Annotated in this window: 25 protein-coding genes and 1 riboswitch; of the genes, 12 read left to right on the top strand and 13 right to left on the bottom strand. The window is 68.0% G+C overall.

What is annotated here, in order from left to right; genetic code table 11:
• The first annotated feature begins 3 nt into the window (after positions 1 to 3).
• Together FSV73_RS08715 and FSV73_RS08710 are read left to right on the top strand one after the other, a co-directional pair.
• Positions 4 to 1,803: a glycoside hydrolase family 15 protein gene (locus FSV73_RS08715; RefSeq protein WP_145006820.1), complete on the top strand. Its 1,800-nt coding sequence runs from the start codon at positions 4 to 6 to the stop codon at positions 1,801 to 1,803.
• Positions 1,800 to 2,357 carry a DNA-3-methyladenine glycosylase gene (locus FSV73_RS08710; RefSeq protein WP_145006817.1) on the top strand — a complete coding sequence of 186 codons (558 nt, stop codon included), beginning with the start codon at positions 1,800 to 1,802 and terminating at the stop codon, positions 2,355 to 2,357. The genes FSV73_RS08715 and FSV73_RS08710 overlap by 4 nt, the downstream gene beginning before the upstream one ends.
• Positions 2,358 to 2,486: 129 nt before the next feature.
• On the opposite strand, the gene FSV73_RS08705 is transcribed toward FSV73_RS08710, so the two are convergent.
• Positions 2,487 to 3,440, bottom strand: coding sequence for a magnesium transporter CorA family protein (locus tag FSV73_RS08705; protein ID WP_145006814.1), 954 nt, complete (start codon positions 3,438 to 3,440; stop codon positions 2,487 to 2,489).
• 9 nt (positions 3,441 to 3,449) lie between these two features.
• Positions 3,450 to 5,009 carry a RimK family protein gene (locus tag FSV73_RS08700; protein WP_145007308.1) on the bottom strand — a complete coding sequence of 520 codons (1,560 nt, stop codon included), beginning with the start codon at positions 5,007 to 5,009 and terminating at the stop codon, positions 3,450 to 3,452.
• A gap of 173 nt (positions 5,010 to 5,182) precedes the next feature.
• Here FSV73_RS08700 and FSV73_RS08695 point away from each other — a divergent pair, with 173 nt between their 5' ends.
• Positions 5,183 to 5,473 carry a DUF2845 domain-containing protein gene (locus FSV73_RS08695; RefSeq protein WP_145006811.1) on the top strand — a complete coding sequence of 97 codons (291 nt, stop codon included), beginning with the start codon at positions 5,183 to 5,185 and terminating at the stop codon, positions 5,471 to 5,473.
• Positions 5,474 to 5,998: 525 nt separating this feature from the next.
• Here FSV73_RS08695 and pstB read toward each other — a convergent pair.
• The 4 genes from pstB to pstS all read right to left on the bottom strand — a co-directional run bounded on the left by pstB (position 5,999) and on the right by pstS (position 9,720).
• Positions 5,999 to 6,763 (bottom strand): phosphate ABC transporter ATP-binding protein PstB, encoded by a 765-nt coding sequence (gene pstB / locus FSV73_RS08690; protein WP_017638707.1) that lies wholly within the window; start codon positions 6,761 to 6,763, stop codon positions 5,999 to 6,001.
• Positions 6,764 to 6,768: 5 nt separating this feature from the next.
• Entirely contained in the window at positions 6,769 to 7,644 is an 876-nt protein-coding gene (pstA, locus tag FSV73_RS08685; RefSeq protein ID WP_145006809.1) for a phosphate ABC transporter permease PstA, read from the bottom strand.
• A complete protein-coding gene (gene pstC / locus FSV73_RS08680; RefSeq protein ID WP_145006806.1) occupies positions 7,644 to 8,618 on the bottom strand; it encodes a phosphate ABC transporter permease subunit PstC in 975 nt (324 codons plus the stop codon). The genes pstA and pstC overlap by 1 nt, the downstream gene beginning before the upstream one ends.
• Positions 8,619 to 8,694: 76 nt before the next feature.
• Positions 8,695 to 9,720: a phosphate ABC transporter substrate-binding protein PstS gene (pstS, locus tag FSV73_RS08675; protein WP_145006802.1), complete on the bottom strand. Its 1,026-nt coding sequence runs from the start codon at positions 9,718 to 9,720 to the stop codon at positions 8,695 to 8,697.
• 432 nt (positions 9,721 to 10,152) lie between these two features.
• A riboswitch (yybP-ykoY riboswitch) is annotated at positions 10,153 to 10,320 on the top strand.
• A 4-nt stretch (positions 10,321 to 10,324) separates the two neighbouring features.
• On the opposite strand from pstS, the gene mntP reads away from it, so the two are divergent.
• Positions 10,325 to 10,897 (top strand): manganese efflux pump MntP, encoded by a 573-nt coding sequence (mntP, locus tag FSV73_RS08670; protein WP_145006800.1) that lies wholly within the window; start codon positions 10,325 to 10,327, stop codon positions 10,895 to 10,897.
• Complete coding sequence (locus FSV73_RS08665) at positions 10,897 to 11,733, top strand: hypothetical protein (RefSeq protein WP_145006797.1); 837 nt, start codon at positions 10,897 to 10,899, stop codon at positions 11,731 to 11,733. Before mntP ends, FSV73_RS08665 begins: the two co-directional genes overlap by 1 nt.
• Before the next feature lie 21 nt (positions 11,734 to 11,754).
• Here FSV73_RS08665 and FSV73_RS08660 read toward each other — a convergent pair whose 3' ends face one another.
• The gene (locus tag FSV73_RS08660) at positions 11,755 to 12,297 is read right to left on the bottom strand and encodes a cytochrome b (RefSeq protein WP_145006795.1); all 543 of its coding nucleotides are present in this window, start codon (positions 12,295 to 12,297) and stop codon (positions 11,755 to 11,757) included.
• A gap of 80 nt (positions 12,298 to 12,377) precedes the next feature.
• Entirely contained in the window at positions 12,378 to 14,051 is a 1,674-nt protein-coding gene (locus FSV73_RS08655; protein ID WP_145006792.1) for a sulfatase-like hydrolase/transferase, read from the bottom strand.
• Between the two features lie 243 nt (positions 14,052 to 14,294).
• Here FSV73_RS08655 and FSV73_RS08650 point away from each other — a divergent pair, with 243 nt between their 5' ends.
• Positions 14,295 to 15,245: a cation diffusion facilitator family transporter gene (locus tag FSV73_RS08650; RefSeq protein ID WP_145006790.1), complete on the top strand. Its 951-nt coding sequence runs from the start codon at positions 14,295 to 14,297 to the stop codon at positions 15,243 to 15,245.
• On the opposite strand, the gene FSV73_RS08645 is transcribed toward FSV73_RS08650, so the two are convergent.
• On the bottom strand, positions 15,242 to 15,790 hold the full coding sequence (locus FSV73_RS08645) for a cytochrome b/b6 domain-containing protein (RefSeq protein WP_145006787.1): 549 nt from the start codon (positions 15,788 to 15,790) through the stop codon (positions 15,242 to 15,244). The genes FSV73_RS08650 and FSV73_RS08645 overlap by 4 nt on opposite strands.
• On the bottom strand, positions 15,790 to 16,056 hold the full coding sequence (locus FSV73_RS08640; protein ID WP_145006784.1) for a PepSY domain-containing protein: 267 nt from the start codon (positions 16,054 to 16,056) through the stop codon (positions 15,790 to 15,792). Before FSV73_RS08640 ends, FSV73_RS08645 begins: the two co-directional genes overlap by 1 nt.
• A 152-nt stretch (positions 16,057 to 16,208) precedes the next feature.
• On the opposite strand from FSV73_RS08640, the gene FSV73_RS08635 reads away from it, so the two are divergent.
• On the top strand, positions 16,209 to 16,874 hold the full coding sequence (locus FSV73_RS08635) for a response regulator (RefSeq protein ID WP_145006781.1): 666 nt from the start codon (positions 16,209 to 16,211) through the stop codon (positions 16,872 to 16,874).
• Positions 16,871 to 18,229: an ATP-binding protein gene (locus FSV73_RS08630; protein WP_145006778.1), complete on the top strand. Its 1,359-nt coding sequence runs from the start codon at positions 16,871 to 16,873 to the stop codon at positions 18,227 to 18,229. Before FSV73_RS08635 ends, FSV73_RS08630 begins: the two co-directional genes overlap by 4 nt.
• Here FSV73_RS08630 and FSV73_RS08625 read toward each other — a convergent pair.
• Positions 18,226 to 19,440, bottom strand: a complete 1,215-nt coding sequence (locus tag FSV73_RS08625) for an MFS transporter (protein ID WP_260856048.1) — start codon at positions 19,438 to 19,440, stop codon at positions 18,226 to 18,228. The genes FSV73_RS08630 and FSV73_RS08625 overlap by 4 nt on opposite strands.
• A 78-nt stretch (positions 19,441 to 19,518) precedes the next feature.
• Between FSV73_RS08625 and FSV73_RS08620 the strand changes: the two genes are divergently transcribed.
• On the top strand, positions 19,519 to 20,013 hold the full coding sequence (locus FSV73_RS08620) for a MarR family winged helix-turn-helix transcriptional regulator (RefSeq protein WP_186309192.1): 495 nt from the start codon (positions 19,519 to 19,521) through the stop codon (positions 20,011 to 20,013).
• A 12-nt stretch (positions 20,014 to 20,025) separates the two neighbouring features.
• Entirely contained in the window at positions 20,026 to 20,838 is an 813-nt protein-coding gene (locus tag FSV73_RS08615) for an AraC family transcriptional regulator (protein ID WP_145006775.1), read from the top strand.
• Here FSV73_RS08615 and FSV73_RS08610 read toward each other — a convergent pair.
• Together FSV73_RS08610 and FSV73_RS08605 are read right to left on the bottom strand one after the other, a co-directional pair.
• Positions 20,795 to 21,865 (bottom strand): 2-isopropylmalate synthase, encoded by a 1,071-nt coding sequence (locus tag FSV73_RS08610; protein ID WP_145006773.1) that lies wholly within the window; start codon positions 21,863 to 21,865, stop codon positions 20,795 to 20,797. The genes FSV73_RS08615 and FSV73_RS08610 overlap by 44 nt on opposite strands.
• Positions 21,866 to 22,020: 155 nt before the next feature.
• Entirely contained in the window at positions 22,021 to 23,382 is a 1,362-nt protein-coding gene (locus FSV73_RS08605; RefSeq protein WP_145006770.1) for an MFS transporter, read from the bottom strand.
• A gap of 315 nt (positions 23,383 to 23,697) precedes the next feature.
• Here FSV73_RS08605 and FSV73_RS08600 point away from each other — a divergent pair, with 315 nt between their 5' ends.
• Positions 23,698 to 25,785, top strand: a complete 2,088-nt coding sequence (locus tag FSV73_RS08600; protein WP_145006767.1) for a PAS domain-containing protein — start codon at positions 23,698 to 23,700, stop codon at positions 25,783 to 25,785.
• 33 nt (positions 25,786 to 25,818) lie between these two features.
• Positions 25,819 to 25,944: a hypothetical protein gene (locus FSV73_RS25770; protein ID WP_260856047.1), complete on the top strand. Its 126-nt coding sequence runs from the start codon at positions 25,819 to 25,821 to the stop codon at positions 25,942 to 25,944.
• Positions 25,945 to 26,105: the final 161 nt, after the last annotated feature.

The raw sequence follows: 26,105 nt of genomic DNA, 5'->3' as shown, positions 1-26,105 counted from the left end.
GCCATGGCGGCCTTCGACCCAGCTCGCCAGGACGGCTACGCGCCCCTGGCGGGCTACGCCGCCCTCTCCGATGGTCGTTCGGTAGCCCTGGTGGCGCCGGACGGCTCGCTGGATTGGTGGTGCGTCCCGAACATGGATTCCGCCCCGCTGTTCGACCGCCTGCTGGACGCGCCGGCGGGCGGCTTCTTCAGCATCACGCCCGTGGCGGACTACCGGGTCGAGCGTGCCTATCGCGAAGACAGCAATGTACTGGAGACCTGCTTCCATACCGCCGACGGCAGCGTGCGCCTGACCGAATCGCTCAACAGCGGCTCGGCGGGGCGCCTGCCCTGGTGCGAACTGGGCCGGCGGGTGGAAGGCCTCGCCGGCCGGGTCGAGTTGCGCATCGAGCTGGTGCCCGGCACCCAGGGCCAGACGGTCTCGCCCTGGATGCGCAGCACGCCCAATGGCGAGGTGATGCACGTCGACGGCGTCATGGCCACCCTGAGGTATTGCGAACGGCTGGAGATTCTCCAGTGCGATGACCGCCGCCTGGTGGCGCGGCTGGTGCTGGAAGCCGGTCAGCGCAGCGTCCTGGCGCTGACCGCGACCGAGAACGAGCCCCTGATCGTGCCGACGCTGGAGGAAGTCGACCAGCGCATCGACCGCAGCGACCAGGCCTGGCGCGAATGGGCCCAGGGTTTTGCCTATCGCGGTGAATTCCTCAGCGAGGTGAAGCGTTCGGCGTTGGCGCTCAAGCTGCTGCTCTACTCCCCCACCGGCGCCATCGTCGCGGCGGCCACTACCTCGCTGCCGGAGCGCATCGGCGGCGACAAGAACTACGAATATCGCTATGCCTGGGTGCGCGACGCGGTCTTCACCATCAAGGCCTTCCTGCGCCTGGGTGCCCTCGGCGAGGCCCAGGCAGCCCTGGCCTGGATCCAGAACGTCATCCGCCGCCACGGCAATCGCCTGCATACCTGCTTCACCCTGCAAGGCGAGTTGGCGCCCGCGGAGCGCACCATCTCGGTCCCCGGCTATCGCGACTCCCAGCCGGTGCGGGTCGGCAACCGTGCCAGCGCCCAGTGCCAGTTGAGTCTCTATGGCGACCTGTTGGAGACCTTCCGCCTCTATGCCAGCAAGGGCCATGTGCTGGACTTCGCCACCGCGAGCCTCCTCACCGACCTGGCCAATCTTTGCGCCGATGGCTGGCGGCAGCCAGACGCCGGCATGTGGGAACTGCCCGAGGAGCGCCACTACACCCTGTCCAAGCTGGGCTGCTGGTTCGCCCTGGACCGCGCCGTGACCCTGGCCCGTGAAGGCCATATCCCGGATGCCATGTGCGGCCGCTGGCAACGCGAGCGCGACCGTATCCGCGACTGGGTCAACCGACACTGCTGGAGCGAACGCAAGCAGGCGTACACCTTCTATGCCGGTACCGAGCGCCTGGACGCCGGACTGCTGCTCGGTATCCGCTTCGGCTTCGATGGCGGCGAGCGGTCGGTCAGCACCCTGGCCGCCATCCGCCGCGAGTTGGCGCGCGGGCCACTGGTCTATCGCTACAGCGGTGCCGAACGCGAGGAGGGAGCCTTCCTGGCCTGCTCCTACTGGATGGTCGAGGCCCATGCCGTGCTGGGTCAGGTAGCGCAGGCTCGCGAGTTGATGCGCGAGGTGCTGGCCGCCAGTCTCAATGGCGTCGGCCTGATGACCGAGATGCGTGATCCCCGCGACGGTGCGGCCCTGGGCAACTTCCCCCAGGGGCTGAGCCACCTGGCCATGGTGCATGCCGCGCTGATCCTGGAAGAGCCGGAGCCCGAGGCGTGACAGGCGTGGACTTCAGTCGCCCGGTAGAGGAGGTCGCCCGCTGGCTGATCGGCGCCACCCTGGCGGTCGACGGGGTGGGCGGCGTGATCGTCGAGACGGAGGCCTACGATGGCGAGGATTCGGCGTCCCACAGCTTCTCCGGCCCGACCCCGCGCAACCGCGCCATGTTCGGCCCGCCCGGCCATGCCTATGTCTATCGCTCCTATGGCCTCCACTGGTGCTTCAACCTGGTCTGCCGTGAGGCCGGCCATGGCGCCGGGGTGCTGATCCGCGCCCTGGAGCCGCGCTGGGGGCTGGAGCTCATGCGCGAGCGGCGTGGCGGGCTGGCCGATCGCCTGCTCTGCGCCGGCCCCGGCCGGGTCTGCCAGGCGCTGGGGATCAACGGCAGCCACGACGGCCTGCCACTGGCCGAACCGCCCTTCCAACTGACTCCCGCGGCCGCGCCCATGGCAGTGCTGCAGGGGCCGCGCATCGGCATCAGCCGCGCCCGCGAGGTGCCCTGGCGCTTCGGCCTGGCCGGCTCGCGCTATCTGAGCCGCGGCTTTCCGGGCTGAGCGCCGCCTGCCGCTGCTGTCGCAGACCGCGACGCAGATCGACGATCAGGGTCAGGAGCCCGAAGGCCAGGATCGCCAGGACGATGCCCAGGCCGAGCAGATGTCTTTCCATGGTTGCCTCCTTTACGACTAGGCCGCACGCGCGGCGGATTCGGCTCGGCGCCGCAGCGAGCGGCGCAGGATCCAGGTCAGGCCAAGGCTCAAGGGCAGCATCGCCACCAGCAGCAGCGAGTAGGACAGCCACCAGGGATGGCCGGCGGTCATCATGCTGAATTCGGACATGCCACCGATGCCGGCGATGAGGTTGAGTGGCAGGAACACCACGTTGACCAGGGTGAGATTGCGCAGGGTGAGGTTCATGCTGTTGTTGGCCAGGTTGCCGCGCGCATCCATCAGCCGGGCGAACACCGTGGCGTAGATGTCCGCCTGGCGCCGGCACTGGTCGTTCTCGATGCTGAGGTCTTCCAGGCGCGCCCGCAGGGACTCGCCCAGGTCGCGCTTCGCGGCGATCTGGCGCAGGCGGTCGAGCACAGCGCCATTGCCCTGCAGGGCGTTAATGTAGTGGATCAGGCTCTCGCTGAGGTTGAACATCTGCACTAGGTGCTCGTTGGCCAGGGAGCTGTCGAAGCGCTGCTGCAACTCGCGGCCGACCAGCTTGATGACCCGCAGATGGCCCTGGTAGTGGTGCACGCTGCGAAACAGCAGTTCCACCAGCACGTCCAGCGGATCCTGCAGGGCGTGCGGCGTCCCCGCGCTGGCCAGCAGCGACTGCCCGGAGGAGATGACCACTAGCCGCTCCGACCGCCAGAGCAGGCCGAAGGACGACACCTCGAAGGCGAAGCGCGCCCCGCCGGCATAGCGCTCCGGGCGTTTCCAGATGAGGAAGAGGTCGTCGCCCTGCCCTTCCAGCCGCGAGACCTCGTCGGGATCCAGCGCCGAGGCCAGGCGGTGGCTATCCAGGGCGAAGCGGCTGAGCAGCCAGGCCCGTTCTTCCGCGTCGGGGTCGCTGCAGAGCAGCACCGGCGCCGTCCGTTCTGGGGTCGGTACCAGGGCGCCATCCTGCAGGGCGAAGCTCTCGATCATGGCGTGCTCCTACCAGCCCTGACGGCGCTGTTCCAGGCGCCGGACGAAGTCCTCCAGCACCCGTCGGTAGAGGCTCTCGCCCAGCACGCCATCCTCGATGCCGGCATCCAGGTTGGGATTGTCGTTGACCTCGATGACCACCAGGCGCTCGTCGTCCTGCTTGAGGTCGACGCCATAGAGGCCATCGCCGATCAGGGCGGCGGCCTGCACCGCCAGCTCGACCACCGCGGGCGGCACCGCGGCGATGGGCACCGCCTCGCAGCGGCCACCGGTACTGCCCGCTTCCGCCTTGTGGTTGTAGATCTGCCAATGGCCGGCGGACATGAAGTAGCGGCAGGCGTAGAGGGCTTCGCCGGCGAGCACGCCGATGCGCCAGTCGAAGGCGGTGTAGAGGTATTCCTGGGCCAGCAGCAGCACCGAGCGCTCGAACAGCTCCGCCGCGGCCCGGCGCAGCTCGGCGGCGTCGGCCACCTTGAGCACGCCGCGCGAAAAGCAGCCGTCGGGAATCTTCAGCACCAGCGGATAGCCGAGGCGACGGCCCACCTCCTCCAGCTCCTGGGGGCGTTCGCGATAGAGGATCTCGGTGCGCGGCATGCCCAGGCCGTGCATGGCCAGCAGGTCGGTGAGAAAGACCTTGTTGGTGCAGCGCAGGATGGAAGCGGGGTCGTCCAGCACCACCAGGCCTTCGCTCTCGGCCTTGCGGGCGAATCGGTAGGTGTGGTCGTCGACCCGGGTGGTGGCGCGGATGAACAGGGCGTCGTACTCGGCCAGGCGACCGTAGTCCTTGCGCTCGATCAGCTCCACCGCCACCCCCAGGTCGCGCCCGGCGGCGACGAAGTTGGCCAGGGCCGCGGCATTGGAGGGTGGCAGGCCTTCCTCGGGATCGTGGAGGATGGCCAGGTCGTAGCGCGCCTGGCGGCGTGAGGCCGGCTGGCGCCAGATGCGCCGGTTGAAGGCATCCAGGGCATCGGCGAAGGCGTATTGCTGGGCATCCTGCAGCCGGTGCAGAGCGCCACTCTTGATCCCGGCGATGTGCCAGTGGCGACTGTGACGCAGCTCCACCTGCAGGATCGGGCAGGGAAAGGCGTCGAACAGCTGCCGCGCCAGGGCCTGCAGCGGCGCGAAGTCGGTCCGGCCGAAATAGAGGTTGAGGGTGAAGCCCTCGGTGGCGCCCAGCGGGTGCTCGGCCAACGCCTGGTCCAGCAGGGCGTCGAGGTCCTCCAGCATCAGGCCGTAGAGCGCCTTGCGGTTGAGTTCGCTGAGGGTGCGGACCGAGGGAATGACGCGATGGCCACGCGCCTCCGCCAGCAGCGAGCAGTAGTAGCCGTGCCCCAGGTAGCGGTAGTTGCGGCAGAGGTTGAGCACCTGGGTGCGGCCACCGCCGGCGGTGAGACGGCGGTCTTCCAGGTATTCCTGGGCGGTGACGATGCTCTCGCTGGGCAGGTAGTCCGACCAGTCTTCCTTGCGCTCGACGATGATCAGCAGGGTGCTGCTGGGCGGCAGGTGCAACACGGGCTCGGGTCGGGGAACGGGGGTGGCGACGGGCAGGCGGGCTTGGATCGCGACCATGGTGCTAACAGGACTCATGGAGAAGGGGCGTCCAGCAATACGCCTTCCGCCGCCGACTGTCCCGGGCCGTTACGCAGGCTTTATGGCTTGGCGCCGGAGTTGACCGAGACTTTGCGCCAGGCGCCCTGGCCGGAGGTTGGCTAAGCTGGGGGCTGTCCTGCCGTGGAGGCTCCATGAACGTCCGTCACCTGCTGCTGTTTCCCCTGCTGGCCCCCCTGTTCGCCCAGGCCAGCCTGCGCTGCGGCCAGGGTCTCGTCGAGGAGGGCGACAGCGCCGAGCAGGTCCTCGCCGCCTGTGGCGCACCCGGCGAACGCAAGGTGATACCGCCAGCCCTGCGCAACAACGGCGTGCCCAGGTTCAACGCGGCCGAGACCCATTTCTGGACCTATGGCCCGGCGAACGGCGCCACACGCTACCTCAAGTTCATCGATGGCAAGCTGGTGGAGATCAGGGTCGAGCGTTGAGCGCGCGGAGGTGGCCTGGGCTGTTGGGCTTCGACGATGCGGCCGTCTCAACCCAACCTACACGGAGCTGGGCCCAACCCCGCTACAGGCACCCTCACCCCAACCCTCTCCCGGAGGGAGAGGGAGCAAGGCGGCCTCCGCGTGGGTTGGGTTGAGCGAAGCGAAGCCCAACGATCCGCCGTACCTGCACCCTCACCCCGGCCCTCTCCCGGAGGGAGAGGGAGCAAGGCGGCCTCGGCGTAGGTTGGGTTGAGCGCAGCGAAGCCCAACGATCCGTCCTCCAGGCACCCTCACGCCAACCCTCTCCCGGAGGAAGAGGGAGCAGAGCGGCCTCCGCGTGGGTTGGGTTGAGCGCAGCGAAGCCCAACGATCCATCCTCGAGGCACCCTCACCCCAACCCTCTCCCAGAGGGAGAGGGAGCGAAGCGGCCTCGGCGAGGTTGGGATGAGCGCAGCGAAGCCCAACACTGGGGGCCATGAAAAAGGCCACTCCGGGGAGTGGCCTTGCGAGGCAAGCGGCCAAGACTCACCCGAAGCGACCGGTGATGTAGTCCTCGGTCTGCTTCTTGTCCGGCTTGGTGAAGATCTTGTCGGTCTTGTCCACTTCGATCAGCTCACCCAGATACATGAAGGCGGTGACGTCGGAACAGCGCGCCGCCTGCTGCATGTTGTGGGTGACGATCACCACGGTGAACTCCTGCTTGAGTTCGGCCAGCAGTTGCTCGATGCGCGCGGTGGAGATGGGGTCGAGCGCCGAGGTGGGCTCGTCCAGCAACAGCACCCGCGGCCGCAGGGCGATGGTGCGGGCGATGCACAGGCGCTGCTGCTGGCCGCCGGAGAGGCCCAGGGCGCTCTGGTTCAGCTTGTCCTTGACCTCGTCCCACAGCGCCGCGCCGCGCAGGGCCTGCTCGACGCGATCCTGCAGCTCCACCCGCGATAGCCGCTCGTGGTGGCGGATGCCGTAGGCGACGTTGTCGGCGATCGACATCGGGAAGGGCACCGGCTTCTGGAACACCATGCCGATGGTGCTGCGCAGGCGGCTCAGCGAGTACTTGGGATCGAGGATGTTCTCCCCGTCCATGAGGATCTCGCCGGTCGCTTCCAGCCCCGGGTACTCGGAGTAGATGCGGTTGAAGATGCGCAGCAGGGTGGACTTGCCGCATCCGGACGGGCCGATGATGGCGGTGATCTGCTTGGCCGCGATGTCCAGGTTGATCGACTTGAGCGCCTGGTGGCCCTTGTAGCGGAAGCCGACGTCGCGCGCCTGCAGTTCCGGTATCTGCGTCTGCATGGTGGTCACTTGGAATCCCGGTTGCGAAAGAAGAAGCGAGAGGAAAGGTTCAGGAACAGCACGAACAGGGTCAGCAGCAGGGCGCCGGCCCAGGCCAGTTGCTGCCAGTTCTCGAACGGACTCATGGCGAACTGGAAGATGGTCACCGGCACGCTGGCCATGGGCTTGAGCACGTCAGCGTTCCAGTACTGGTTGCCGAAGGCGGTGAACAGCAGCGGCGCCGTCTCACCGGTGATCCGGGCGATGGACAGCAGCACCCCGGTCACCACCCCGGCGCGGGACGCGCGCAGCAGGATCTGCAGGGTCACCTTCCACTGGGGGATGCCCAGGGCCAGGGCCGCTTCGCGCATGGCCGGCGGCTGCAACTGCATCATCTCGTCGGTGGTTCGGGTCACCACCGGGACCACCAGCATGGCCAGCGCCAGGGCGCCGGCGAAACCGGAAAAGCCCAGGCTGCCACCGGTGTACTGGTTCAGCGTCACCACCACGGCGGTGTAGATGAACAGGCCGATGACAATAGACGGCGCCGACAGCAGGATGTCGTTGACGAAGCGCACCACCAGGCCAAGCTTGGAATGGCGGGCGTATTCGGCCAGCCAGAGACCGGCGAGGATGCCGATAGGGGCGCCGATGGCGGTGGCCAGCAGGGTGATCAGCACGCTGCCGAACAGGGCATTGGCCAGACCGCCGTCGGCGGCGCCGGGCGGCGGGGTCATCTCGATGAAGATGCTCGGACTCAGGGCGCTCACGCCCTTGATCAGGGTGGTACCGAGGATCCAGGCCAGGAAACCCAGGCCGAGCACGGCGGCGGCGCTGCCGAAGATCAGCGCGATACCGTTCTTGATCCGGCGCTTGCGATAGAGATAGGCGTCGATCTGCATCAGTTACCTGCCTTGCGCGACAGCTGCGACAGCATCAGACGGGCCGCCAGCAGCACGAAGAAGGTCACCACGAACAACAGGAAGCCCAGGGCGATCAGCGAGGAGCGGTGCAGATCGGTATAGGCCTCGTTGAATTCGTTGGCGATCACCGAGGCGATGGAACTGCTCGGCATCATCAGCGAGAGCGAGAACTGGTGGGCGTTGCCCAGCACGAAGGTCACCGCCATGGTCTCGCCGAGGGCGCGACCCAGGCCGAGGAAGGCACCGCCGACCACCGCCGAGCGGGTGTAGGGCAGCACGATGTCCCAGCAGACTTCCCAGGTGGTGGACCCCAGCGCGTAGGCCGATTCCTTGAGCTGGGCCGGCACGCTGCGGAACACCTCGTACATCACCGAGGTGATGAAGGGCAGGATCATGATCGCCAGGATGATGCCGGCGGTGAGCATGCCGATGCCCAGCGGCGGTCCCTGGAACAGTACCCCGATGACCGGGATGGCGCCTAGGTAGTCGTTGATGAAGGGCGAGATGTGCGCGGCCATGAAGGGCCCGAAGACGAACAGGCCCCACATGCCGTAGATGATCGAGGGAATGCCCGCCAGCAGTTCCACCGCCGTGGCCACCGGACCGCGCAGCCAGGTGGGGGCGATCTCCGAGAGGAACAGGGCGATGCCGAAGGCGGTGGGCACGGCCAGCAGCAGGGCGATGAAGGAGGTCATCAGGGTGCCGTAGATGGGCACCAGGGCGCCGAATTTCTCGGCGCCGACATCCCACTCGGCCGAGGTGATGAAATCCAGGCCGAAGGTCATGAAGGCGTGGCGACCGCCCCAGAGGGTGGACGCGGCGGCGCCGACCAGTACCAGCAGTACCAGCAGCGCGGCGGAAAACAGCAGCCGGCGGAACCAGACATCGGCGCGGGTATCGCGGCGGATGCGCTGTTCCTGAGCGGCTGAGAGGGGCAGGGTTTGGTCGGTCATGGAGCTTTCCGTCTACCTGGAAGGACGCGCGAAACCGCCTGGACCCCAGGGGATCCAGGCGGCGGGACAGGCGTGCTTACTTCTTGAAATCGGACGCCCAGTAACCTTCGATCTGCTTGACCAGCGCATCCGGGACCGGGACGTAGTCCAGGGCCGCGGCATCCTTCTGGCCCTGCTCCAGGGACCACTTGAAGAAGTCGAAGGCGACCTTGCTGCGCTCTTCGTTCTTGGGCTCCTTGTACATCACGATCCAGGTGGTGGCGGTGATCGGCCAGGCTTCGGCGCCCGGGGCGTTGGTCATCAGCAGGTTGAAGTCCTTGGCGCTCTTCCAGTCGGCGGTGGCGGCCGCGGCCTGGAAGCTCTTGGCCTCGGGCTGCACGAAGTTGCCGGCGGCGTTCTTCAGCTGCACGTGGGCCATCTTGTTGGTCAGCGCATAGGCGTACTCGACGTAGCCGATGGAGCCCTTGATCTGCTTCACGTAGGCGGCGATACCCTCGTTACCCTTGCCGCCGACCCCGACCGGCCAGTTGACGGTGGTGCCGAAGTTGAACTTCTCCTTCCACTCCGGGCTGACCTTGGCCAGGTAGTTGGTGAAGTTGTAGGAGGTGCCCGAGCCGTCGGAACGCCGGACCACGGTAATGGCGCTGTCGGGCAGCTTCAGGCCGGCGTTCAGCGCGGCGATGGCCGGGTCGTTCCAGGTCTTGATCTCACCCATGAAGATCTTCGCCAGGACCGGACCGTCGAGCTTCAGCTTGCCAGGCTCGATGCCTTCCACGTTCACCACCGGCACGATGCCGCCGATGATGGTCGGGAACTGGCCCAAGCCGCCCTTCTGCAGGTCGTCGGTGCTCATGGGCGCGTCGGTGGCGCCGAAGTCCACGGTGCCGGCCTTGATCTGGGCGATGCCGCCGCCGGAGCCAATGGACTGGTAGTTGATGCGGTTGCCGGTCTTCTCGCTGAAGGCCTGCGACCACTTCGACAGGACGGGGAACACGAAGCTCGAACCTGCGCCCGTGACATCCACGGCGTGAGCGGCGGTGCTCAGGCAAAAGGCCGACAACAACAGGGAGAGGCTGAACGTGCGTTTCATTGGTTGCTCCATTACCTTAGTGAGGGCTGGCGCTAGGCTATTGCCGAAATGTGACAATTAGGTGTCAGCGCCATGACGAAACGGGGACGGCAGAGCGCCATCATTGGCCGCGCCGTGCGCGAGCCGAGCCTTCCCGCGAACCCGGTGGTTCCGGCGCCCTGCTGGCTTCCGGATGCGTCCCAGAGGTAGCCCCCCCATTACCCTCGCCCAGCCAACCGCACGCGACCTCCAGCGGCCCGCCCGCGACACTTCCACGGCGCGTCCACGCCCCCTCGCCCCCTCTCGCAGCATCCTCTGCCGCGACGGAAACCCAGTGGCCAAGCCGCTTCCAGTTCGGCTGAGCGCCTGGCAAAGTCCCTGCGCCGCAGAAGATTTAGCCAAGGCTATATATATTAGAACTATCTACAAGATAGACTTTCTCTATCCGGCTAGGTAAGGTGGCGGCCTCTTTGGGGAGTAGCCTGCTTCCACCGCGGTGGAAAGCGTCCTGATCAACATACTCGGCAACCGCCGTGGTCAGGACAGCCAGTCAGGGTTGGCGAGACCAGAGGTATCACCGTGCCAAGCCGGGCGTGCGGGGGTGCCTTATGGATCGAGCCCGGCCGGCACTGTCACGATGAACCCCGCTTCCCTGATGTTCCTGGCCTTCGCCATGTCTACCGACGCCTTCGCCGCCGCCGTCGGCAAGGGCGCCAGCCTGCACAAGCCCTGCCTGCGCGAAGCCCTGCGCACCGGCGCCATCTTCGGTGTCATCGAAGCCATCACCCCGGTGATCGGCTGGGCCGTCGGCCTCACCGCCGCCCAGTACGTCCAACCCTGGGACCACTGGATCGCCTTCACCCTGCTCACCGTGCTCGGCCTGCGCATGATCTGGGCCGGCTTCGGCGCCCCCGACGCGGAAGAGGAAAAGCCCCGCCAGCACTCCTTCCTGCTGCTGGCCCTCACCGCCGTGGCCACCAGCATCGACGCCCTCGCCGTGGGCGTTGGCCTGGCCTTCATCGACGTCAACATCGTCACCGCCGCCCTGGCCATCGGCCTCGCCACCATGGTCATGGTCACCACCGGGGTGATGCTGGGCCGGGTGATGGGCACGCTGGTCGGCAAGCGCGCGGAGATGCTCGGTGGCGTGGTGCTGATCGTGATCGGCATCGCCATCCTGCACGAGCACCTGGCAGCCGTTGCGTCCTGATGGCGCGGCTAGGACGTAGCGCCCTCCTCGCCCTGGCCGCGCTCCTGCTCGCGGCCGGTGGCTTTCTCGCCTGGCAGCGCTTCTGGCCGGCCCAGGCCGCCGCGGGCTGGCGCTACGAGGTGGCCCATGCCGACATCGCCAAGGCCAGCGCCCTGGCCTGGCAGGGCGATGCCCTGCTCACCGCGGAAGAACTCAAGGACGGCAAGGGCCGCCTGCTGCGCATCGATGCCCAGGGCCGCCGCCAGGTGCTCAGCGACGGACTGTACAAGCCCGACGGCCTGGTGCCCTATCGCAACGGCTTCGCCTACAGCCAGGAAGGCGGTGCCCATCCGGTGCGCTGGTTCGATGCCGCGGGCAGTCGCGATCTCTTCACCGGCATCAACGCGCAGGGCCTCTGGGCCGAAGGCGCGCGCCTCTACGCGGTGGAAGACCGCAAGGGCGAGGGGCGCCTGCTGCGCTACGACGCGACCGATGGCAGCCTGACCGTACTGCGCGACCACCTGGATGAAGCCGAATCCTTCACCCGCTGCCCGGATGGCTCCGCTTTCTACACCGAGAAGGCCCGCGGCCTGGTGCGCCAGCTGAGCGACGACGGCCGTGACCCGCCCGCCCTCAGCGACCTGCGCGAGCCGAGCTTCCTGCTCTGCGACCGTCGGGGGCTGTGGATCAGCGAAGACTCCACCCATCGTGCCCGGCTGCTGCTCTGGGATCGCCAGTCAGCCCCGCGCGCCATCCTGACCTTCCTGCGCGCGCCCCAGGCGCTGCTGCCCAACGGCGACGGCTACCTGCTGGCCGAAGGCGGGCGCAATCGCATCATCGCCCTCGATCCGCGCTAGACGGGTACCCGGCGCTTGGCGCTAGAGCATGCGCCTGAGCGTATCGTCCCGCCGGATCAGGTGGTGCCAGAGCGCGGCCAGCACGTGCAGGCCGATCACCCAATAGAAGGCCTGGCCCAGCCAGATGTGCACGCCCTTGAGGGACTTCGCCAATTCCGCATCCACGGCGAAGGGCGAGGGCAAGGCCCAGGTGCTGGAGGGGATCTTCACCGCGCCGATGGTCAGCCAGACGGTGAACAGCCCGAGCAGCGGCTGGGCCAGCAGGAAGCCGTAGAGGGCGTAATGGGTGAGCCGACCCACCAGCTCCAGGCTCTTGGCCAAGGGCGGCGTGATCGGCGGCACCGGATGGTGCCGGCGTACCCAGAGCCGGGGCAGCACCAGCGTCAGGACCAGCAAGCCCACCCAGAAATGACTCAGTACCACCCACTGCCGCCCCAGGGACCCCCGCTCGAACTGCCCCCGGCTGAGGATCAGCCCGTAGGCCAGGAGCACCAGCAGGGCCATCAGCCAGTGCAGCCAGCGGGCGCTGCGCGCATAGCGGGAAACGGAGGACAGGGAAGGCATGGCGAGGTCCTGTTGCAGAGAAGAAAAACGCGCCGCCAGTGTAGCGGCGGCGTCGATCCAAAGGTAAGACGGCAACGCCGCTAACCGCAGGGCGCCGCCGCAGTGTCCAGCAGCAGCTTGCTCAACTGCTGCGGTGGCTGATGCACCAGGCCGGTGGGCGATTCGCACACCCGTTGGACGAAGTTGTCGCTGAACAGCAGCTTGCCATGGACGAAATGTTCGTCCGGACGGCGATTGGGATTGTCGATGCGAGTGCCCAGCCGCTCCGCCAGCCAACTGCCGGCTTCGTAGTGGCTGATCCAGCGCTCGCCAGCCAGCGTGGAGAGGGCGGTGGCCGGCGCCTCCCGCGCCACCACGACCACCGGCACGTCGCTGACCTCGGGTACCAGGTCGTTGTGGCCCCAGTGTCCACCCTCCCCCAGCCGCTGGCCGTGATCGCCGGTGATGATCAGGTAGCGCTCACCCTGCAGGCGGTCGAAGTCGGCGAGAATCTCGGCAAGCAGGCCGTCCAGGTAATGCAGCGAATTGTCGTAGGCGTTGGCCTGGCCGCCGGCGCCCTCGTCCGGCCAGGGTGCCGGGAGGGTTTCGTGCCGGTAGTTCTGCGCATAGGGCAGGTGCGCGGTACGCAGGTTGAGCACCACGAAGTTGCGCGGCGCCCAGCGTTGCTGGTCGAGGATGTCCAGCAGGGCACGATCCTGACGCTGCAGGAATTGCACGGGGTGATCCTCACGGGTGATGGAGACATCGAGGTAGCGACTGCCCAGGTGCGCCAGCAACTTGGACTCCTGGGAAGACAGCCAGTGGGTGCGAAAGCCCGCCGCCTGGGCGAAGCGGAACAGGTTGACCTCACCGGTCCGCAGGCGGCGGTCCTGGCCCGGTTCGCGGATCGGATTGAGCAGATAGGGCAGGCTTACGTCGGTGGCCACCCCCGCCGCTACCCCTGGCCGGATCAGCGTCTGGGGATTGCCTTCCAGATAGGCCGACAACCTGGGGGTGGTATCGCGCACATAGCCAAAGGCGCCCAGTCGATCGCTGCGCAAGGAATCGGCCACCACCAGCCAGACGTGCCGCGCGTTGCTGGGCACCTGCGCCAGACCATAGGGGGCGTAGGCGGTGGGCGGCAGGACGACATCGTCACGCCCGGCCAGGCGCACCGCCCAGGCGGAAAAGGCGTTCAGGCTGTTGTGCAGGCCGCTGCGGCTCGGGCTGGGCACGAAGGCATCGAGATTCCGGTAGGTGGCGCGATAGGGCTTGGACAGCAGCACCACGGCGATCAGCAGCAGGGCCCAGCGACTGGCCGGCAGGGGCACGCGCCCCGGCAGCTGGAGATGCAGGGCGATCAGCAGGCCATAGGGGAGGCCCACGCAAAGCAGCACGGGCCAGTGCTGGGGCAGGCTGAGCCAGAGCGCCTGGCGGACCTCGGCGGCGTCGCCCAGCAGGGCCTGGAGGTCGATGGCGCTGAGCGGCTCGCCGAAGAAGCTCAGGTTGCCGAGTTGCAGCAGCTGCATCGCGGCGAACAGCGACAGGATCAACACCGCCAGCCGCGGAAGATGGCAGAGCCAGAGCGCCAGGCTGAATACCCAGAGCGCAGCGACATAGCCCGCCTCCAGCTCGGCGCGGTTGTTCGGCGTGAAGAACTGCTGCAGAAAGTCGTCGGCCAGCAACAGCACGCAGCTCAGACCGCTCAGGGTCAGCAGATTGCGCCAGTGCCGCCAACCCGTGGCGCGGGTTCGGGAGAAGGTCGCGAGCAGCATCAGGGGGTTCTGCGCACGTGCGCGAGGCGACTAGCGAAAGCGGTCATGAGCAGGCTCCAGCGACAGGAAGCCGCCACCCTGAGGGGCGAACCTTAATGAAGTCTTAGCCGCTCATGCGTGGTAACAGATGACCAGGCGGTCAGCTGACTGCCGACCCGCTTGACCCTGAAGTCACTTCAGGCTTCAGGATGGTCAGAGAAGGGCTTATGTCCAATGCCTCCTCAATCCTTCGGAGACCTGTAGATGAGTGGCTCCACCCCTCACCACGACCACGACCACGACCATCAGCATGGCGATGGCCACGACCAAGGTCACTCCCATGCCCCGCGGGTGACCGCCGACAACGAGCGCAAGCTCAAGCTGGTGTTTGCCCTGACCTTCGGCTATGCCATCGTCCAGGCCCTGGGCGGCTGGTGGTCCGGCTCGCTGGCGCTGATCGCCGACTCCGGTCATATGGTCTCGGACGCCGCCGCCCTGCTGCTGGCCCTGGTGGCCTATCGGGTGGCAGCCAAGGCGGCCAATGCCCGCTTCACCTATGGCTTCCATCGGGTGCGCATCCTGGCGGCCCTGACCAATGGCATCGCCCTGCTGCTGCTGGTGCTATGGATTGGCTGGGAAGCCATCACGCGGCTGCGCGAGCCCACCGAGGTGCTGTCCGGGCCCATGCTGGTGGTGGCGGTGATCGGCCTGGCGGTCAACATCGTCGGCTTCCTGGTGCTCAACGGTGGGCACAAGGACGACAGCAACCTGCGCGGCGCCCTGCTGCACGTGGCCGGCGACCTGCTCGGATCGATCGGTGCCATCCTCGCCGCCCTGGGGATTCTCTGGACCGGCTGGACCTGGCTCGATCCGGCGCTGTCGATCCTGGTCGCGCTGCTCATCGTCAAGTCGGCCTGGTCGCTGGTCCGGGATGCCGGCGCGGTGCTGCTGCAGGCGGCCCCCCGGGAATTCGACACCGCCGGCGCCACGGCGGCCGTCCAGGATCTGCCCGGCGTCGCCGAGGTGGGCCACCTGCACGTCTGGACCCTCACCGACGAGACGCGTATCGCCACCCTGCACATCACCCCGGCGCCGGACAGCGATCCGCTGCAGTTGCCCAACCTGGTGGGCGAGGTGCTGCGCAGGCGGCACGGGCTGCAGCACGTGACGGTGCAGGTGGATCCGCCCGGGACCCTTGGCGGGCACTGCGCCTAGGGATGCCGGGAGTCGTCGTCGAGGGGGCGCCGGCGACCGGTCAGCATCGACAACGGCAGGTTGTCGCGCACCCTCAGGCTTTCCACCCCGGCCGCCACGGCGTGCAGGCAGACCAGGGCGAGCAGCGCGTTGGCGATGAGGGCGTGCAGGTCCTGGGGCCAGTCGGCGCCCCAGAGGGCGTCCACCTCACGCATGAGGAAGCCGGTCACGCCCAGGCCGCCGATGGCGACCATCATCAGCAGCATGACCAGCGCGCCCAGCGGCGAGTGGCCGAGGCGGTGGTAGGGTCGCCCGTGCCAAAGCGCGCTCAAATGGGCCTTGAGGCGGGCGCGGCTCGGCCAGAAATCGCTCCAGCGCGCACTGCGCGGGCCGATGAAGCCCCATAGCAGGCGGACCAGCAGCCAGGCGCTGGCGTAGTAGCCGATCCAGCGGTGCCAGAAGGCGCCCTTTTCGTTGAAGAAGTAGTTGGCGAAGAAGGCGGCGGCGACCGACAGGTGGAACAGCCGCACCAGGGGGTCCCAGAGCCGTACGGTCGCCGCGCTCATCAGCTGCCGATCTCGCTCTTGACTGCCTTGCCGCTCACCGGATCGTGGTAGATCTCGACCTTGCGTTTGTCCTTGTCGAAGCCGTAGATCTCATAGCAGTTGCCCTTGGTGACCTTTAATTTCTTGATCTCGTAACCCTGCTCGCGCAGCTTGGCCTGGAATTGCTCGGCATTCTGCCAAGTGGACTTGTCGGCCTGGGTGCACTGGGGCTCGGAAGCGAGCGCGAGGGGGCTGACGAACAGCAGCGGAAGCAGCAGGCGGCGCATGATGGGACTCCTCTTGTTGGGGAAGCCCAGGCTCGGCGCCGAACCTTAATGCAATCTTAGGACGCAACGCCCGGTAACAGTTGGCCCAGGCAGGTCCGCGACGCGGCGGCGATGATGGGCGGCTACCGAGGCAACGAGTGGAGGAGCAAGCCGTGCGGGTACTCCTGGTGGAAGACGACGCCGCCCTGGCGCAGGGCATCCGCATGGCCCTGCGAGGCGAGGGCTATACCCTGGACTGGGTAGCCGATGGCCTGGCCGCCGAACATGCCCTGGGCTGCGAACGCTTCGACCTGGTGTTGCTGGACCTGGGTCTACCCCGCCTGGACGGCCTCGAGCTGTTGCGCCGGCTGCGCAGTCAGCCCGAGGGCAACGTGCCGGTGCTGGTGCTCACCTCCCGCGACGCCAAGGCCGACCGCATCCAGGGCCTGGATGCCGGCGCCGACGACTATCTGATCAAGCCCTGCGACCTGGACGAACTCAAGGCCCGCATCCGCGCCTTGATCCGCCGCAGCTGCGGACGAGCCCAGCCGCTGCTGGAGCACGGTGGCATCAGCCTCGACCCGGCCAGCCAGGCGGTGCGCTTCCGCAGCGCCGAGGTGACCGTGACGCCCATGGAGTACCAGTTGCTGCATCAATTGCTGCTGCGCCCTGGCGCCGTGATCACCCGCGAGCGGCTGAGCAATGCCCTCTACGGTTGGCAGGAAGCGGCCTCGGGCAACACCCTGGAAGTCCTCATCCACAATCTGCGCAAGAAGCTCGACAGCAGCCTCATCCGTACGGTGCGGGGCGTCGGCTACCTGCTGGAGCGCCAGCCATGATCGCCATCCGCACCCGCATCCTCGCGCCTACCCTGGCCCTGGTGATGGCTGGCAGCCTGGCCCTCGCCCTGCTGGCCCTGCGCGACAGTCATCGCGAGATCGAGGGCATCTACGACGCCCAGCTGGTCCAGGGCGCACGGCTGCTGGAAGGCCTGCTGCAGACCGGCCTGCCGACGGCGGACACCTGGCCCGCCCTGACCCGGGTATTCGACCGCGCCATGCAGCCCGCGCCCGGCGTCACGGCGCATCCCTACGAGAATCAGCTGACCTTCCAGATCTGGACCGCCGACGGCCAGTTGCTGGTGCGCTCCGGCAACGCACCCCAGTTGCGCGAGGTACCGCCCGAGGGCCTGCACGAGGTGTTCGAGAACGGGCGCGAATGGTGCGGGATGCTGGTGCGTACCGCCGATGGCGGCCTGCGCATCTGGGTCGGCGAGCGCGAGGACCTGCGTCAGGACCTGATCCAGCGCATCGTCAGCCATACCCTCTGGCCGACCCTGGTGGGCCTGCCGCTGCTGGTCGGGGTGCTCTGGCTGCTGCTGGGCTGGGGACTGCGACCGCTGCAGGATTTCGCCCGCGGACTGCGCGAGCGCGATCCCCACAGCCTGGCGCCGCTGCCGGCCGGTCCGCTGCCGCCGGAATTGCAACCCATGCGCGGCGCCCTCGACCACCTGCTCGCCCAGCTGCGCGCCCTGCTCGACCGCGAGCGGCGCTTCATCGCCGACGCCGCCCACGAATTGCGCACGCCGCTGGCGATCCTCGACCTGCACGCGCAGAACGCCCAGCGCGCCGAGACCGCGGCGGAGCGCGACGAAGCCCTTGGCTACCTGCGCCAGGGCGTGAGCCGGGCCACCCGCCTGGCCAGCCAGTTGCTCACCCTGGCCCGCCTGGAACCCGGTGCCACCCAGCCGCGGCCCCTGGAGCTGGAACCCCTGGTGCGGGAAGAACTGGCGGAACTCACGCCCCTGGCGCTGGATCGCCAGGTGGAGCTGGTGCTGGCAGCGCAGCCGGGGCAACCGGTGCTGGGCGATCCGGACGCCATCGCCATCGCCCTGCAGAATCTGGTCGCCAACGCCCTGGCCTTCGCCCCGGCCGGCAGCGCGGTGGAGGTGGGTATCGAAGCCGGTCAGGACGACGGGGTGCTGCTGAGAGTCGAGGATCGCGGCCCGGGGGTGGACGAAGCCGAACTGGCACGCCTGTGCGACCGCTTCTACAGTGCCGGCAATCCCCAGGGCGCCGGGCTGGGTCTGGCCATCGTCGAGACCATCACCCGGCGGTTGGGCGGTGCCCTGAGCTTCAGCAATCGCGCCCGCGGTGGCTTCTGCGTGGAATTGCGCCTGCCGCGCGCGACCTAGGCCTCCTGGCAGCGCGTCGCCAGCACCGGCTGCTCGGGCCGGGTCAGGCGCAGCCCCAGGCCCATGAGCAGCAGCACGCCCAGCGCCATCAGCAGCCAGGCGTTGGCCAGGCTGTCGAGCTGGTCGCGCAGGATGCCGGCAGCCAGGGGCGCCAGGCTGGCGATGAGATAGCCACCACCCTGGACGAAACCCAGTAAGGCGCCCGCCTCGGTCGGATCGCGCACCTGGTCCATGGCCAGGATCAGCGACAGCGGGAGCAGCGCGCCGATGCCCAGGCCGAGCAGGATGGCGGTGGGGATCGCCAGCCCCAATGGCGCCAAGGCCAGGCATAGCAGGCCGACCAACACCACGCCGAGTACGCCCAGCACCAGCGGCCGACGACGGCGCAACCGGGCGATGGTCGCCGAGAGCAACAGGCCCGCGCTGACCTCGGCCAGGCTCACCCCACCCAGCAGCAGCCCGCTGTCGGCTGGGCGCCAGCCAAGGCCGGTGTAGTACGGCGGTAGCCAGGCCAGCACCAGGGTGTAGGCGGCGGTGCCGATGCCGAAGAAGGCCAGCAGTAGCCAGGCCTGCCGCGAGCGCCAGGGCTGCGCGCGGGGCGCAGCGGCCACTACCGGCGCGTCGGGGCGCGCCAGGACCAGCCAGATGCCCAGCGTCAGCAGCACCGGCAACGTCCAGAGCGCCAGGCCCTGGGCCCAGCCCAGTCGCTCGGCCAGGGGCGCGGCCGTGGCCGCCGCCACGGCTGCACCGCCCATGATGCCAGTGGTGTAGAGCCCCATCAGGGTGCTGGTGCGAGCGGGATAGCAGCGGCGGATGTAGGCCGGGATCAGCGCCTGCACCAGGGCGATGCCGACGCCACCCAGGCCGGCGCTGAGGAGCAGGCCCGGGCCGCTCGGCTCGTCCCAGCGCAGCGCGTTGGCCAGGGCCAGCAGCAGCAGGCCCAAGGCGATGCCACGGCGCTCGCCGAGCCAGATCTGCAAGCGAGCGCCGCCCAGGGCGCAGAGGCCCATGGCAGCGATGGGCAGGGTGGTCAGCGCCCCGGCGCCGCTGCCCTCCAGGCCGGTGGCCGCCTGGATGCCATCCAGCAGCGGACCGACCGCCGCCAGGATGGGTCTCAGGTTCAAGCCGACCAGCAGCACCAGCAACACCGCAAGGAAGGCATCCTGGCGCGGGGTGGCCATGGTCGGGGATGATGATGAAGCGGAAAGCATGGACAATCTCCAGCACGACTCGGTATTTCTCTCGATGAGAAGTATCTTAACATCAAGATATATTCCTGAGGTAAGCCGATGGCCGATCGTGCCGAATTCGCCGTGGACCAGTGGCAGCGCGAGCGCCCCGACCTGGACGCCCTGCCCATGCGCCTCATCGGTCGTCTCGGCGAGGTCGCCCAGGTGCTGAGCCGCGACGTGCTGCAGCCCTTCTTCGACGAGCACGGCCTGCACTATGGCGAATTCGATGTGCTGGCCACCCTGAGGCGCGCCGGCGAGCCCTATGCCCTGAGCCCCACGGTGCTCTATGAGTCCGCCATGATCTCCTCGGGCGGCATGACCAATCGCCTCGACCGCCTGGAGCGCGCCGGGCTGATCGAGCGCCGCAAGAACCCCGGGGATCGCCGCAGTACCCTGGTGGCCCTCACCTCCCAGGGCTTCGCCCTGATCGACGGCCTGATGACCGCCCACGTAGCCAACGAGCGCCGCGCCCTGGCCACCCTCAGCGAGGCGGAGCAGCGCCAGCTGGATGCCTTGCTGGGCAAGTGGCTGGCCGGCCGCGCGCCCTCCTGAGCGTCCGCCGCCATGTTCATCGACTTCAGCTCCTGCAATGGCCTGCACGCCGTGGCCCAGGACTTCGCCCATGGCGACCGGGTACCGCCTCATCGCCATCGCCAGGCGCAGCTGATCCATGCCCTCTGTGGCGTGGTCATCGTCAACACCGCCCAGGGTCGCTGGGTGGTACCCCCGGAACGTGGCGTCTGGGTACCGGCTGGCGAAGAGCACGATCTGCACCTGCTGGGCCGCGTCGAGGTGCGCACGCTCTTCGTCGATCCCCAGGTCCGCGCCGACCTGCCGACGCGCTGCCAGCTGATCGCCGTCTCGCCGCTGTTGCGTGAACTCATACTCGCCGCCCTGCCCTTGCCGGCCGACGAACCGGCCGAGGGCCGTGCCCGCTTCATCCTGCAGCTGATGCTCGACGAGCTGCAGGGTTCGCCCACCGCCGGACTGCACCTGCCCTGGCCGGTGGATGCCACCCTCGCCGAACTCTGCCGCCACCTGCGCCAGCACCCCGGCGAGCGCTGGACCCTGACCCGCGCCGCCGCGCGACTGGTGGTCAGCGAGCGCACCCTGAGCCGCCTGTTCCTCAAGGAGACGGGGCTGAGCTTCGGCCAGTGGCTACAGCGGGCGCGCCTCGATTCGAGCCTGACCTCGCTGGCTGCCGGCCATGCCATCGTCGACGTCGCCCTGGATCACGGTTATGCCAGCCCCAGCGCCTTCGCCACTCGCTTCCGCCAGGTACTGGGGGTCTCGCCGTCGGCCTATCGCGGCCAGGCGGACCTGCCCGGCGCGCCTAACCAGGCGTCGCCGCCAACCCCAGGTCGGCAGGATCGATGAGGCCGGGAAACCCCGCCTGATCCGGGCGTGCGGCCAGCGCCAGGCGGCCGCCATAGGGATGGCGCGGGTGGATGCTCAGCTGGTTGCAGGCCTCCACCACGCTGGCCACCTCCTCAAGGCGCGAGAAGTCGATACCCGGGGCTATGCCCTGGCTGTAGAGATTCAGCGCCAGGGTCACCAGGTCCACGTTGCCGGTGCGCTCGCCATTGCCGAACAGGCAACCTTCCACCCGCGTCGCGCCGGCCAACTGGGCCAGCTCGGCGCAGGCCACGCCGGTGCCGCGGTCATTGTGCGGATGGACGCTGATGGTCACGTGCGACGCGGGCCCCAGGCCGCGGATGAAGCCTTCGATCTGGTCGGCATAGACGTTGGGCGTGGCCACCTCCACCGTCGCCGGCAGGTTGAGGATCAAGGGCCGCTCGGCCGAGGGCTCCCAGGCCGCGCGCACCGCCTGGCAGATCTCCAGGGCGAAGTCCGGCTCGGTGAAGCAGAAGGTCTCGGGCGAATACTGGTAGGTCCAGGCCGTCTCCGGCTGGGCGTCGCAGCGGTCGCGCACCCGCTGGGTGCCGGCCACCGCCATCGCCAAGGTCGCGGCGCGATCCTGGTCGAATACCACCCGGCGAAACAGTGGCGCCGTGGCGTTGTAGAGGTGGACGATGGCGCGCGGCACGCCGACCAGGGCCGCGAAGGTGCGGTCGATCAGCTCGGCGCGGGCGGGCGTCATCACCTGCAGCCAGAGATCGTGCGGCAGGCCGTCGGCCGTGACCAGCTCGCGCACGAAGTCGAAATCGGTCTGGGAGGCGGCCGGAAAGGCCACCTCGATTTCCCGGTAACCCACCGCCAGTAGCAGGGCGAAGAAGCGCCGCTTGCGGGCCAGCCCCATCGGCTCGATCAGCGCCTGGTTACCGTCGCGCAGATCGGTAGAGCACCAGCGCGGTGCCTGGGTCAGCTGGCGACCAGGCCATTGGCGAGCGGGCAAGGCAGGCGCGGCGAAGGCGTGGTACTTGGTCTGGGGTTGCTTGAGCATAAGGGACTCCAGGGCTGGATCCCGGAGTCTGACCGCCCCGCCGCTTCGCTGCGCTCGCGAGCAGGACAGCCCCCAGCGCGATCCGGACAGCGGCGGGCGAAAAAAAGCCGCCGGGGGAAGACCCGGCGGCTGTGTCTGCCTCGGCAGCGTGACGCTCAGTCTACCGAGATCCGCTCCAGCGGCACCGGCTTGAGCCGCGGGGTGAGGAAGTGGATGACCAGGATGGCCACCAGGTAGGCGCTGCCGGCCACGATGAAGATCGGCTGGTAGGACTTGAAGATCTCCAGGATGTAGCCGTTGTAGGTGGTCATCAGCATGCCGCCGATGGCGCCGGCGGTACCGCCGATGCCGATCACCGAGGCCACGGCTTCCTTGGGGAAGAGGTCCGACGGCAGGGTCATGAGGTTGGCCGACCAGGCCTGGTGCGCCGCGGCGGCCAGGCCGATGATGCCCACCACCAGCCACAGGCTGGAGACGAACTGGGCGGTGACGATGGGCACGACCGCCAGGGCGCAGAGCAGCATGGTGGTCTTGCGCGCCAGGTTGGCGCTGCGGCCGAGCTTCATCTGCTTGGAGGAACCCCAGCCGCCCATCACCGAGCCGATGTCGGCGAGAATATAGATGGCGATCAGCGGCGGACCGAAGGACTTCAGGTTCAGGCCGTAGGTCTTGCCGAGGAAATCCGGCAGCCAGAACAGGTACAGCCACCAGATCGGATCGGTGAGGAACTTGCCGGCGGCGTAGGCCCAGGTCTCGCGGAAGGTCAGCAGCTTGAACCAGGAGATCTTCACCGCGACGGCCGGCTTGGCCGATACCGGCGAGCCATCGTCGGCCTGGATGTAGGCCAGTTCTTCACGACTGACCTTGGGATGCTCGTGGGGACGGCGATAGATCAGCAGCCAGGCGATCAGCCACAGCGCGGTGACCACGCCGATGGAGATGAAGGCCGCCCGCCAGCCCCAGGCCAGGGTGATGGCCGGTACCAGCAAAGGTGTGATGATAGGGCCCATGGCGGTGCCGGCGTTGAACAGCCCGGTCGCCTGGGCGCGCTCCTTCTGCGGAAACCATTCCGACACCGCCTTGAGGCTGGCCGGGAAGCTGCCGGACTCGCCGAAGCCGAGGGTGAAGCGCACCAGCACGAAGTGGGTGACGGTATGGGCGATACCGTGGCCGATGCTGGCGATGGTCCAGATGGTGAAGGCCAGGGCGTAGCCGATACGCACCCCGACCTTGTCGATGATGCGGCCGAAGGTCAGGAAACCGATGGCATAGGCGCACTGGAACCAGAACACGATCTTGGCGTAGTCGGTCTCCGTCCAGCCCAGGTCCGTCTGCAGCGTGGGTTTGAGGATGCCGATCATCTGCCGATCGATGTAGTTGATGCCGATGGCGATGAACAGCAGGGCGCAGATCAGCCAGCGGTAGCGGGTGATGCGGGAGGCTTGTTGGGTAGCGGCGACGGGCGGGACCTGCGGCCGCAGGGCGGACTCCGTCTCGGGAGTGACCTGGATAGTCATCGAATAGGCTTCCTGACTTGTTGTTATTGACCGGCGTGAACCGGGGTCGTTGGAAAGCTGTTACCGGATATTCATATGACATCGTATGAGTGAGCTGAGGAGGTGTCAATCCACCCAAAGCAGAGTGGTCAGGCAGCCCTGCAGGGATTAACGCGTGGCTGCCCGAGCTGCCGGCGCGCGTGCCGATCCCCCCGACCGGACCCTGAACACCGCCTTACAGAATCCGTGATGCGTCTGGCACTTTTCCGGCCCGGGTCGTCTAATGCTCGTCTTTGAAGCGAAGCCGTCGCCTCATCCTTTCTCGCCGAGCCTGCCGTGCCTGCTGCCGACATTCCCGCCCTGCTGGCGCGCCTTGCCGAGCTGGAGCAGTGCAATCAACAGCTGCGCCAGCAACTCGATACCCGCGCCGCGCCCCCTGAAAGCACCGCCGTTCTGGCCAGCGAGCGCTACCAGTTCCTGTTCAACGCCATGGACGAGGGCTTCTGCATCATCGAATTCCTCGACGGCCCCCATGGGCCGCTGAGCGACTACCTGCACATCGAGGCCAATCCGGCCTACGCCGCCCATGCCGGCATTCCCAACATCGTGGGTAAGAAGCTACGCGATGTGGTCGGCGACGAGGCCCAGGCCTGGCTCGACCGCTATGGCGAGGTGCTGCGCACCGGCGAATCCATCCGCTTCGAACAGGAATTGGTGGCCACCGGACGCTACCTGGAGCTGACCGCCTTCCGCATCGAGCCGGCCAGCCGGCGCCAGGTCGCCGTGCTGTTCCAGGACATCACCTCGCGCAAGCGCGCCGAGGCGGCCCTGCGCCAGCTCAACGAGACCCTCGAGGAGCGGGTGCAGTCCGCCCTGGCCGCCAACCGGATCCTGGCCAACGTGGTGAACGGTGCCACGGCGCTGGTCCAGGTAGTGGATTTCGATTTTCGCTGGCTGGCGATCAACGACTCCGGTGCCGCTATCCTCGAACGTGCCCTGGGTGTCCGCCCCCACATCGGCGGCTCCCTGCTCGAGAACCTCGCGCGGCGTCCCGATCTGTACGAGGTCATCGTGCCGTTGTGGCGCCGTGCCTTCGCCGGTGAGACCTTCCGCGAGACCATCACGGTGAGCGAGGCGCCGACACGGCGCTACTACGAGCTGCAATTCACCCCGTTGTACGACGCGGAAGGACGCTGCATCGGCGCCTATGAGTTCGCCTACGACGTGACCGAGCGCTGCAACGAGCAGGAGCGCGTCCAGCTGATGGAAGAGGCGCTGCGGCAATCGCAGAAGATGGAGGCGGTCGGCCAGCTCACCGGTGGCATCGCCCACGACTTCAACAACCTGCTGACCGGCATCCTCGGCTCGCTCGAGCTGCTCGACCTGCGTCTGCGCCAGGGCCGCCTGCAGGACCTGGGCCGCTACACCGGGACGGCGCGCAGCGCCGCCGAGCGCGCCGCGGCCCTGACCCATCGCCTGCTGGCCTTCTCGCGCCGGCAGACCCTCGATCCGCAGCCCGTGGCGCTGGCCCAGCTGGTCATAGGGCTGGAAGACCTGATCCAGCGCAGCATAGGTCCGCAGATCGTCCTGGAGCACGCGGCCGATCCGCACCTCTGGCCAACCCACATCGACGCGTCCCAGCTGGAAAACGCCCTGCTCAACCTCTGCCTCAACGCGCGCGACGCCATGCCCGAGGGCGGGCGCATCCGCATCGAGCTGGCCAACGAGACCCTCGACGCCACCCAGGCCCAGCACTTCACCCTGCCCGCCGGGGACTACGTGCGCCTCACCGTGGGCGATACCGGCAGCGGCATGAGCGAGGAGGTCCGCGCCCGGGCGTTCGACCCCTTCTTCACCACCAAGCCCCTGGGCCAGGGAACCGGCCTGGGCCTCTCCATGGTGCACGGCTTCGTGCTGCAATCTGGCGGCGACATCCGCATCGATTCCGCGCCCGGCACGGGTACCCGGGTCCAGCTCTACCTGCCGCGTCACCGGCTCACGCCGGTCGCCAGCGCTCCCGTCGCGGCCGACCTGGAGCCCAACCTGCCGGGCCGCGGCGAGACCATCCTGGTGGTCGACGACGAGCCGACCATCCGCGCCCTGCTGGTGGATGTCATGACCGCCCAGGGCTACCAGGTGCTGGAGGCCGCCGACGCCGCCACGGCGCTGACGCTGGTGCAACCCGAGACGCCGCTGGACCTGCTGGTCACCGATGTCGGCCTGCCCGGCGCTCTCAACGGCCGGCAACTGGCCGATGCCTTGCGTGGCCTGCGGGCGCAACTGCCGGTACTGTTCATCACCGGCTACGCGGAGAGCCAGATCATCGGCGAGGGCGATCTCGACACCGGCATGCGCGTGCTGACCAAGCCCTTCACCCTGGATGCGCTGGAGCGGCGTATCCAGCTGCTGCTCGGCGACGGCTGAGTCCGGCGCAGGGCAGCCAAGCGTGATAGCCCTTTGCTATCATTGGTCCAGAGTCTTCGCCGAGATGGGACGCCCATGGACAAGTTCTCCCTGGTTCACCTGCTGCTGATCTTCACCACCATCGCCTTCATGGCCCTGCTGGCCTCGCTGATTCGCTAGGCCCGTTAAGCCAGCCATAAGCCGGGCGGTGGCAAGCTCCATCCTGTGCCGACAAGGCATCGTAGAAGCTGACATCTGCGCTTTGAGCCCGGGTTGGACCCGGGCTTTTTTTTACGCCGGAAAAATGCGCAGCAGTCCACGGCGCGACGCTTTGGCACTGC

Source organism: Pseudomonas oryzihabitans (genome assembly GCF_007665395.1).
Taxonomy (GTDB): domain Bacteria; phylum Pseudomonadota; class Gammaproteobacteria; order Pseudomonadales; family Pseudomonadaceae; genus Chryseomonas; species Chryseomonas psychrotolerans_C.
Note: the sequence above shows the minus strand (reverse complement) of the source record. Positions and strands in the feature narration are given on the sequence as shown.

Coding starts and splice junctions, on each gene's coding strand:
- FSV73_RS08715 (WP_145006820.1), top strand. CDS start 4: ATGGCGGCCTTCGACCCAGCTCGCCAGGACGGCTACGCGCCCCTGGCG.
- FSV73_RS08705 (WP_145006814.1), bottom strand. CDS start 3,440: ATGATCGAGAGCTTCGCCCTGCAGGATGGCGCCCTGGTACCGACCCCA.
- FSV73_RS08700 (WP_145007308.1), bottom strand. CDS start 5,009: ATGGTCGCGATCCAAGCCCGCCTGCCCGTCGCCACCCCCGTTCCCCGA.
- FSV73_RS08695 (WP_145006811.1), top strand. CDS start 5,183: ATGAACGTCCGTCACCTGCTGCTGTTTCCCCTGCTGGCCCCCCTGTTC.
- pstB (WP_017638707.1), bottom strand. CDS start 6,763: ATGCAGACGCAGATACCGGAACTGCAGGCGCGCGACGTCGGCTTCCGC.
- pstA (WP_145006809.1), bottom strand. CDS start 7,644: ATGCAGATCGACGCCTATCTCTATCGCAAGCGCCGGATCAAGAACGGT.
- pstC (WP_145006806.1), bottom strand. CDS start 8,618: ATGACCGACCAAACCCTGCCCCTCTCAGCCGCTCAGGAACAGCGCATC.
- pstS (WP_145006802.1), bottom strand. CDS start 9,720: ATGGAGCAACCAATGAAACGCACGTTCAGCCTCTCCCTGTTGTTGTCG.
- mntP (WP_145006800.1), top strand. CDS start 10,325: ATGAACCCCGCTTCCCTGATGTTCCTGGCCTTCGCCATGTCTACCGAC.
- FSV73_RS08665 (WP_145006797.1), top strand. CDS start 10,897: ATGGCGCGGCTAGGACGTAGCGCCCTCCTCGCCCTGGCCGCGCTCCTG.
- FSV73_RS08660 (WP_145006795.1), bottom strand. CDS start 12,297: ATGCCTTCCCTGTCCTCCGTTTCCCGCTATGCGCGCAGCGCCCGCTGG.
- FSV73_RS08655 (WP_145006792.1), bottom strand. CDS start 14,051: ATGCTGCTCGCGACCTTCTCCCGAACCCGCGCCACGGGTTGGCGGCAC.
- FSV73_RS08650 (WP_145006790.1), top strand. CDS start 14,295: ATGAGTGGCTCCACCCCTCACCACGACCACGACCACGACCATCAGCAT.
- FSV73_RS08645 (WP_145006787.1), bottom strand. CDS start 15,790: ATGAGCGCGGCGACCGTACGGCTCTGGGACCCCCTGGTGCGGCTGTTC.
- FSV73_RS08640 (WP_145006784.1), bottom strand. CDS start 16,056: ATGCGCCGCCTGCTGCTTCCGCTGCTGTTCGTCAGCCCCCTCGCGCTC.
- FSV73_RS08630 (WP_145006778.1), top strand. CDS start 16,871: ATGATCGCCATCCGCACCCGCATCCTCGCGCCTACCCTGGCCCTGGTG.
- FSV73_RS08625 (WP_260856048.1), bottom strand. CDS start 19,440: ATGCTTTCCGCTTCATCATCATCCCCGACCATGGCCACCCCGCGCCAG.
- FSV73_RS08620 (WP_186309192.1), top strand. CDS start 19,519: ATGGCCGATCGTGCCGAATTCGCCGTGGACCAGTGGCAGCGCGAGCGC.
- FSV73_RS08615 (WP_145006775.1), top strand. CDS start 20,026: ATGTTCATCGACTTCAGCTCCTGCAATGGCCTGCACGCCGTGGCCCAG.
- FSV73_RS08610 (WP_145006773.1), bottom strand. CDS start 21,865: ATGCTCAAGCAACCCCAGACCAAGTACCACGCCTTCGCCGCGCCTGCC.
- FSV73_RS08605 (WP_145006770.1), bottom strand. CDS start 23,382: ATGACTATCCAGGTCACTCCCGAGACGGAGTCCGCCCTGCGGCCGCAG.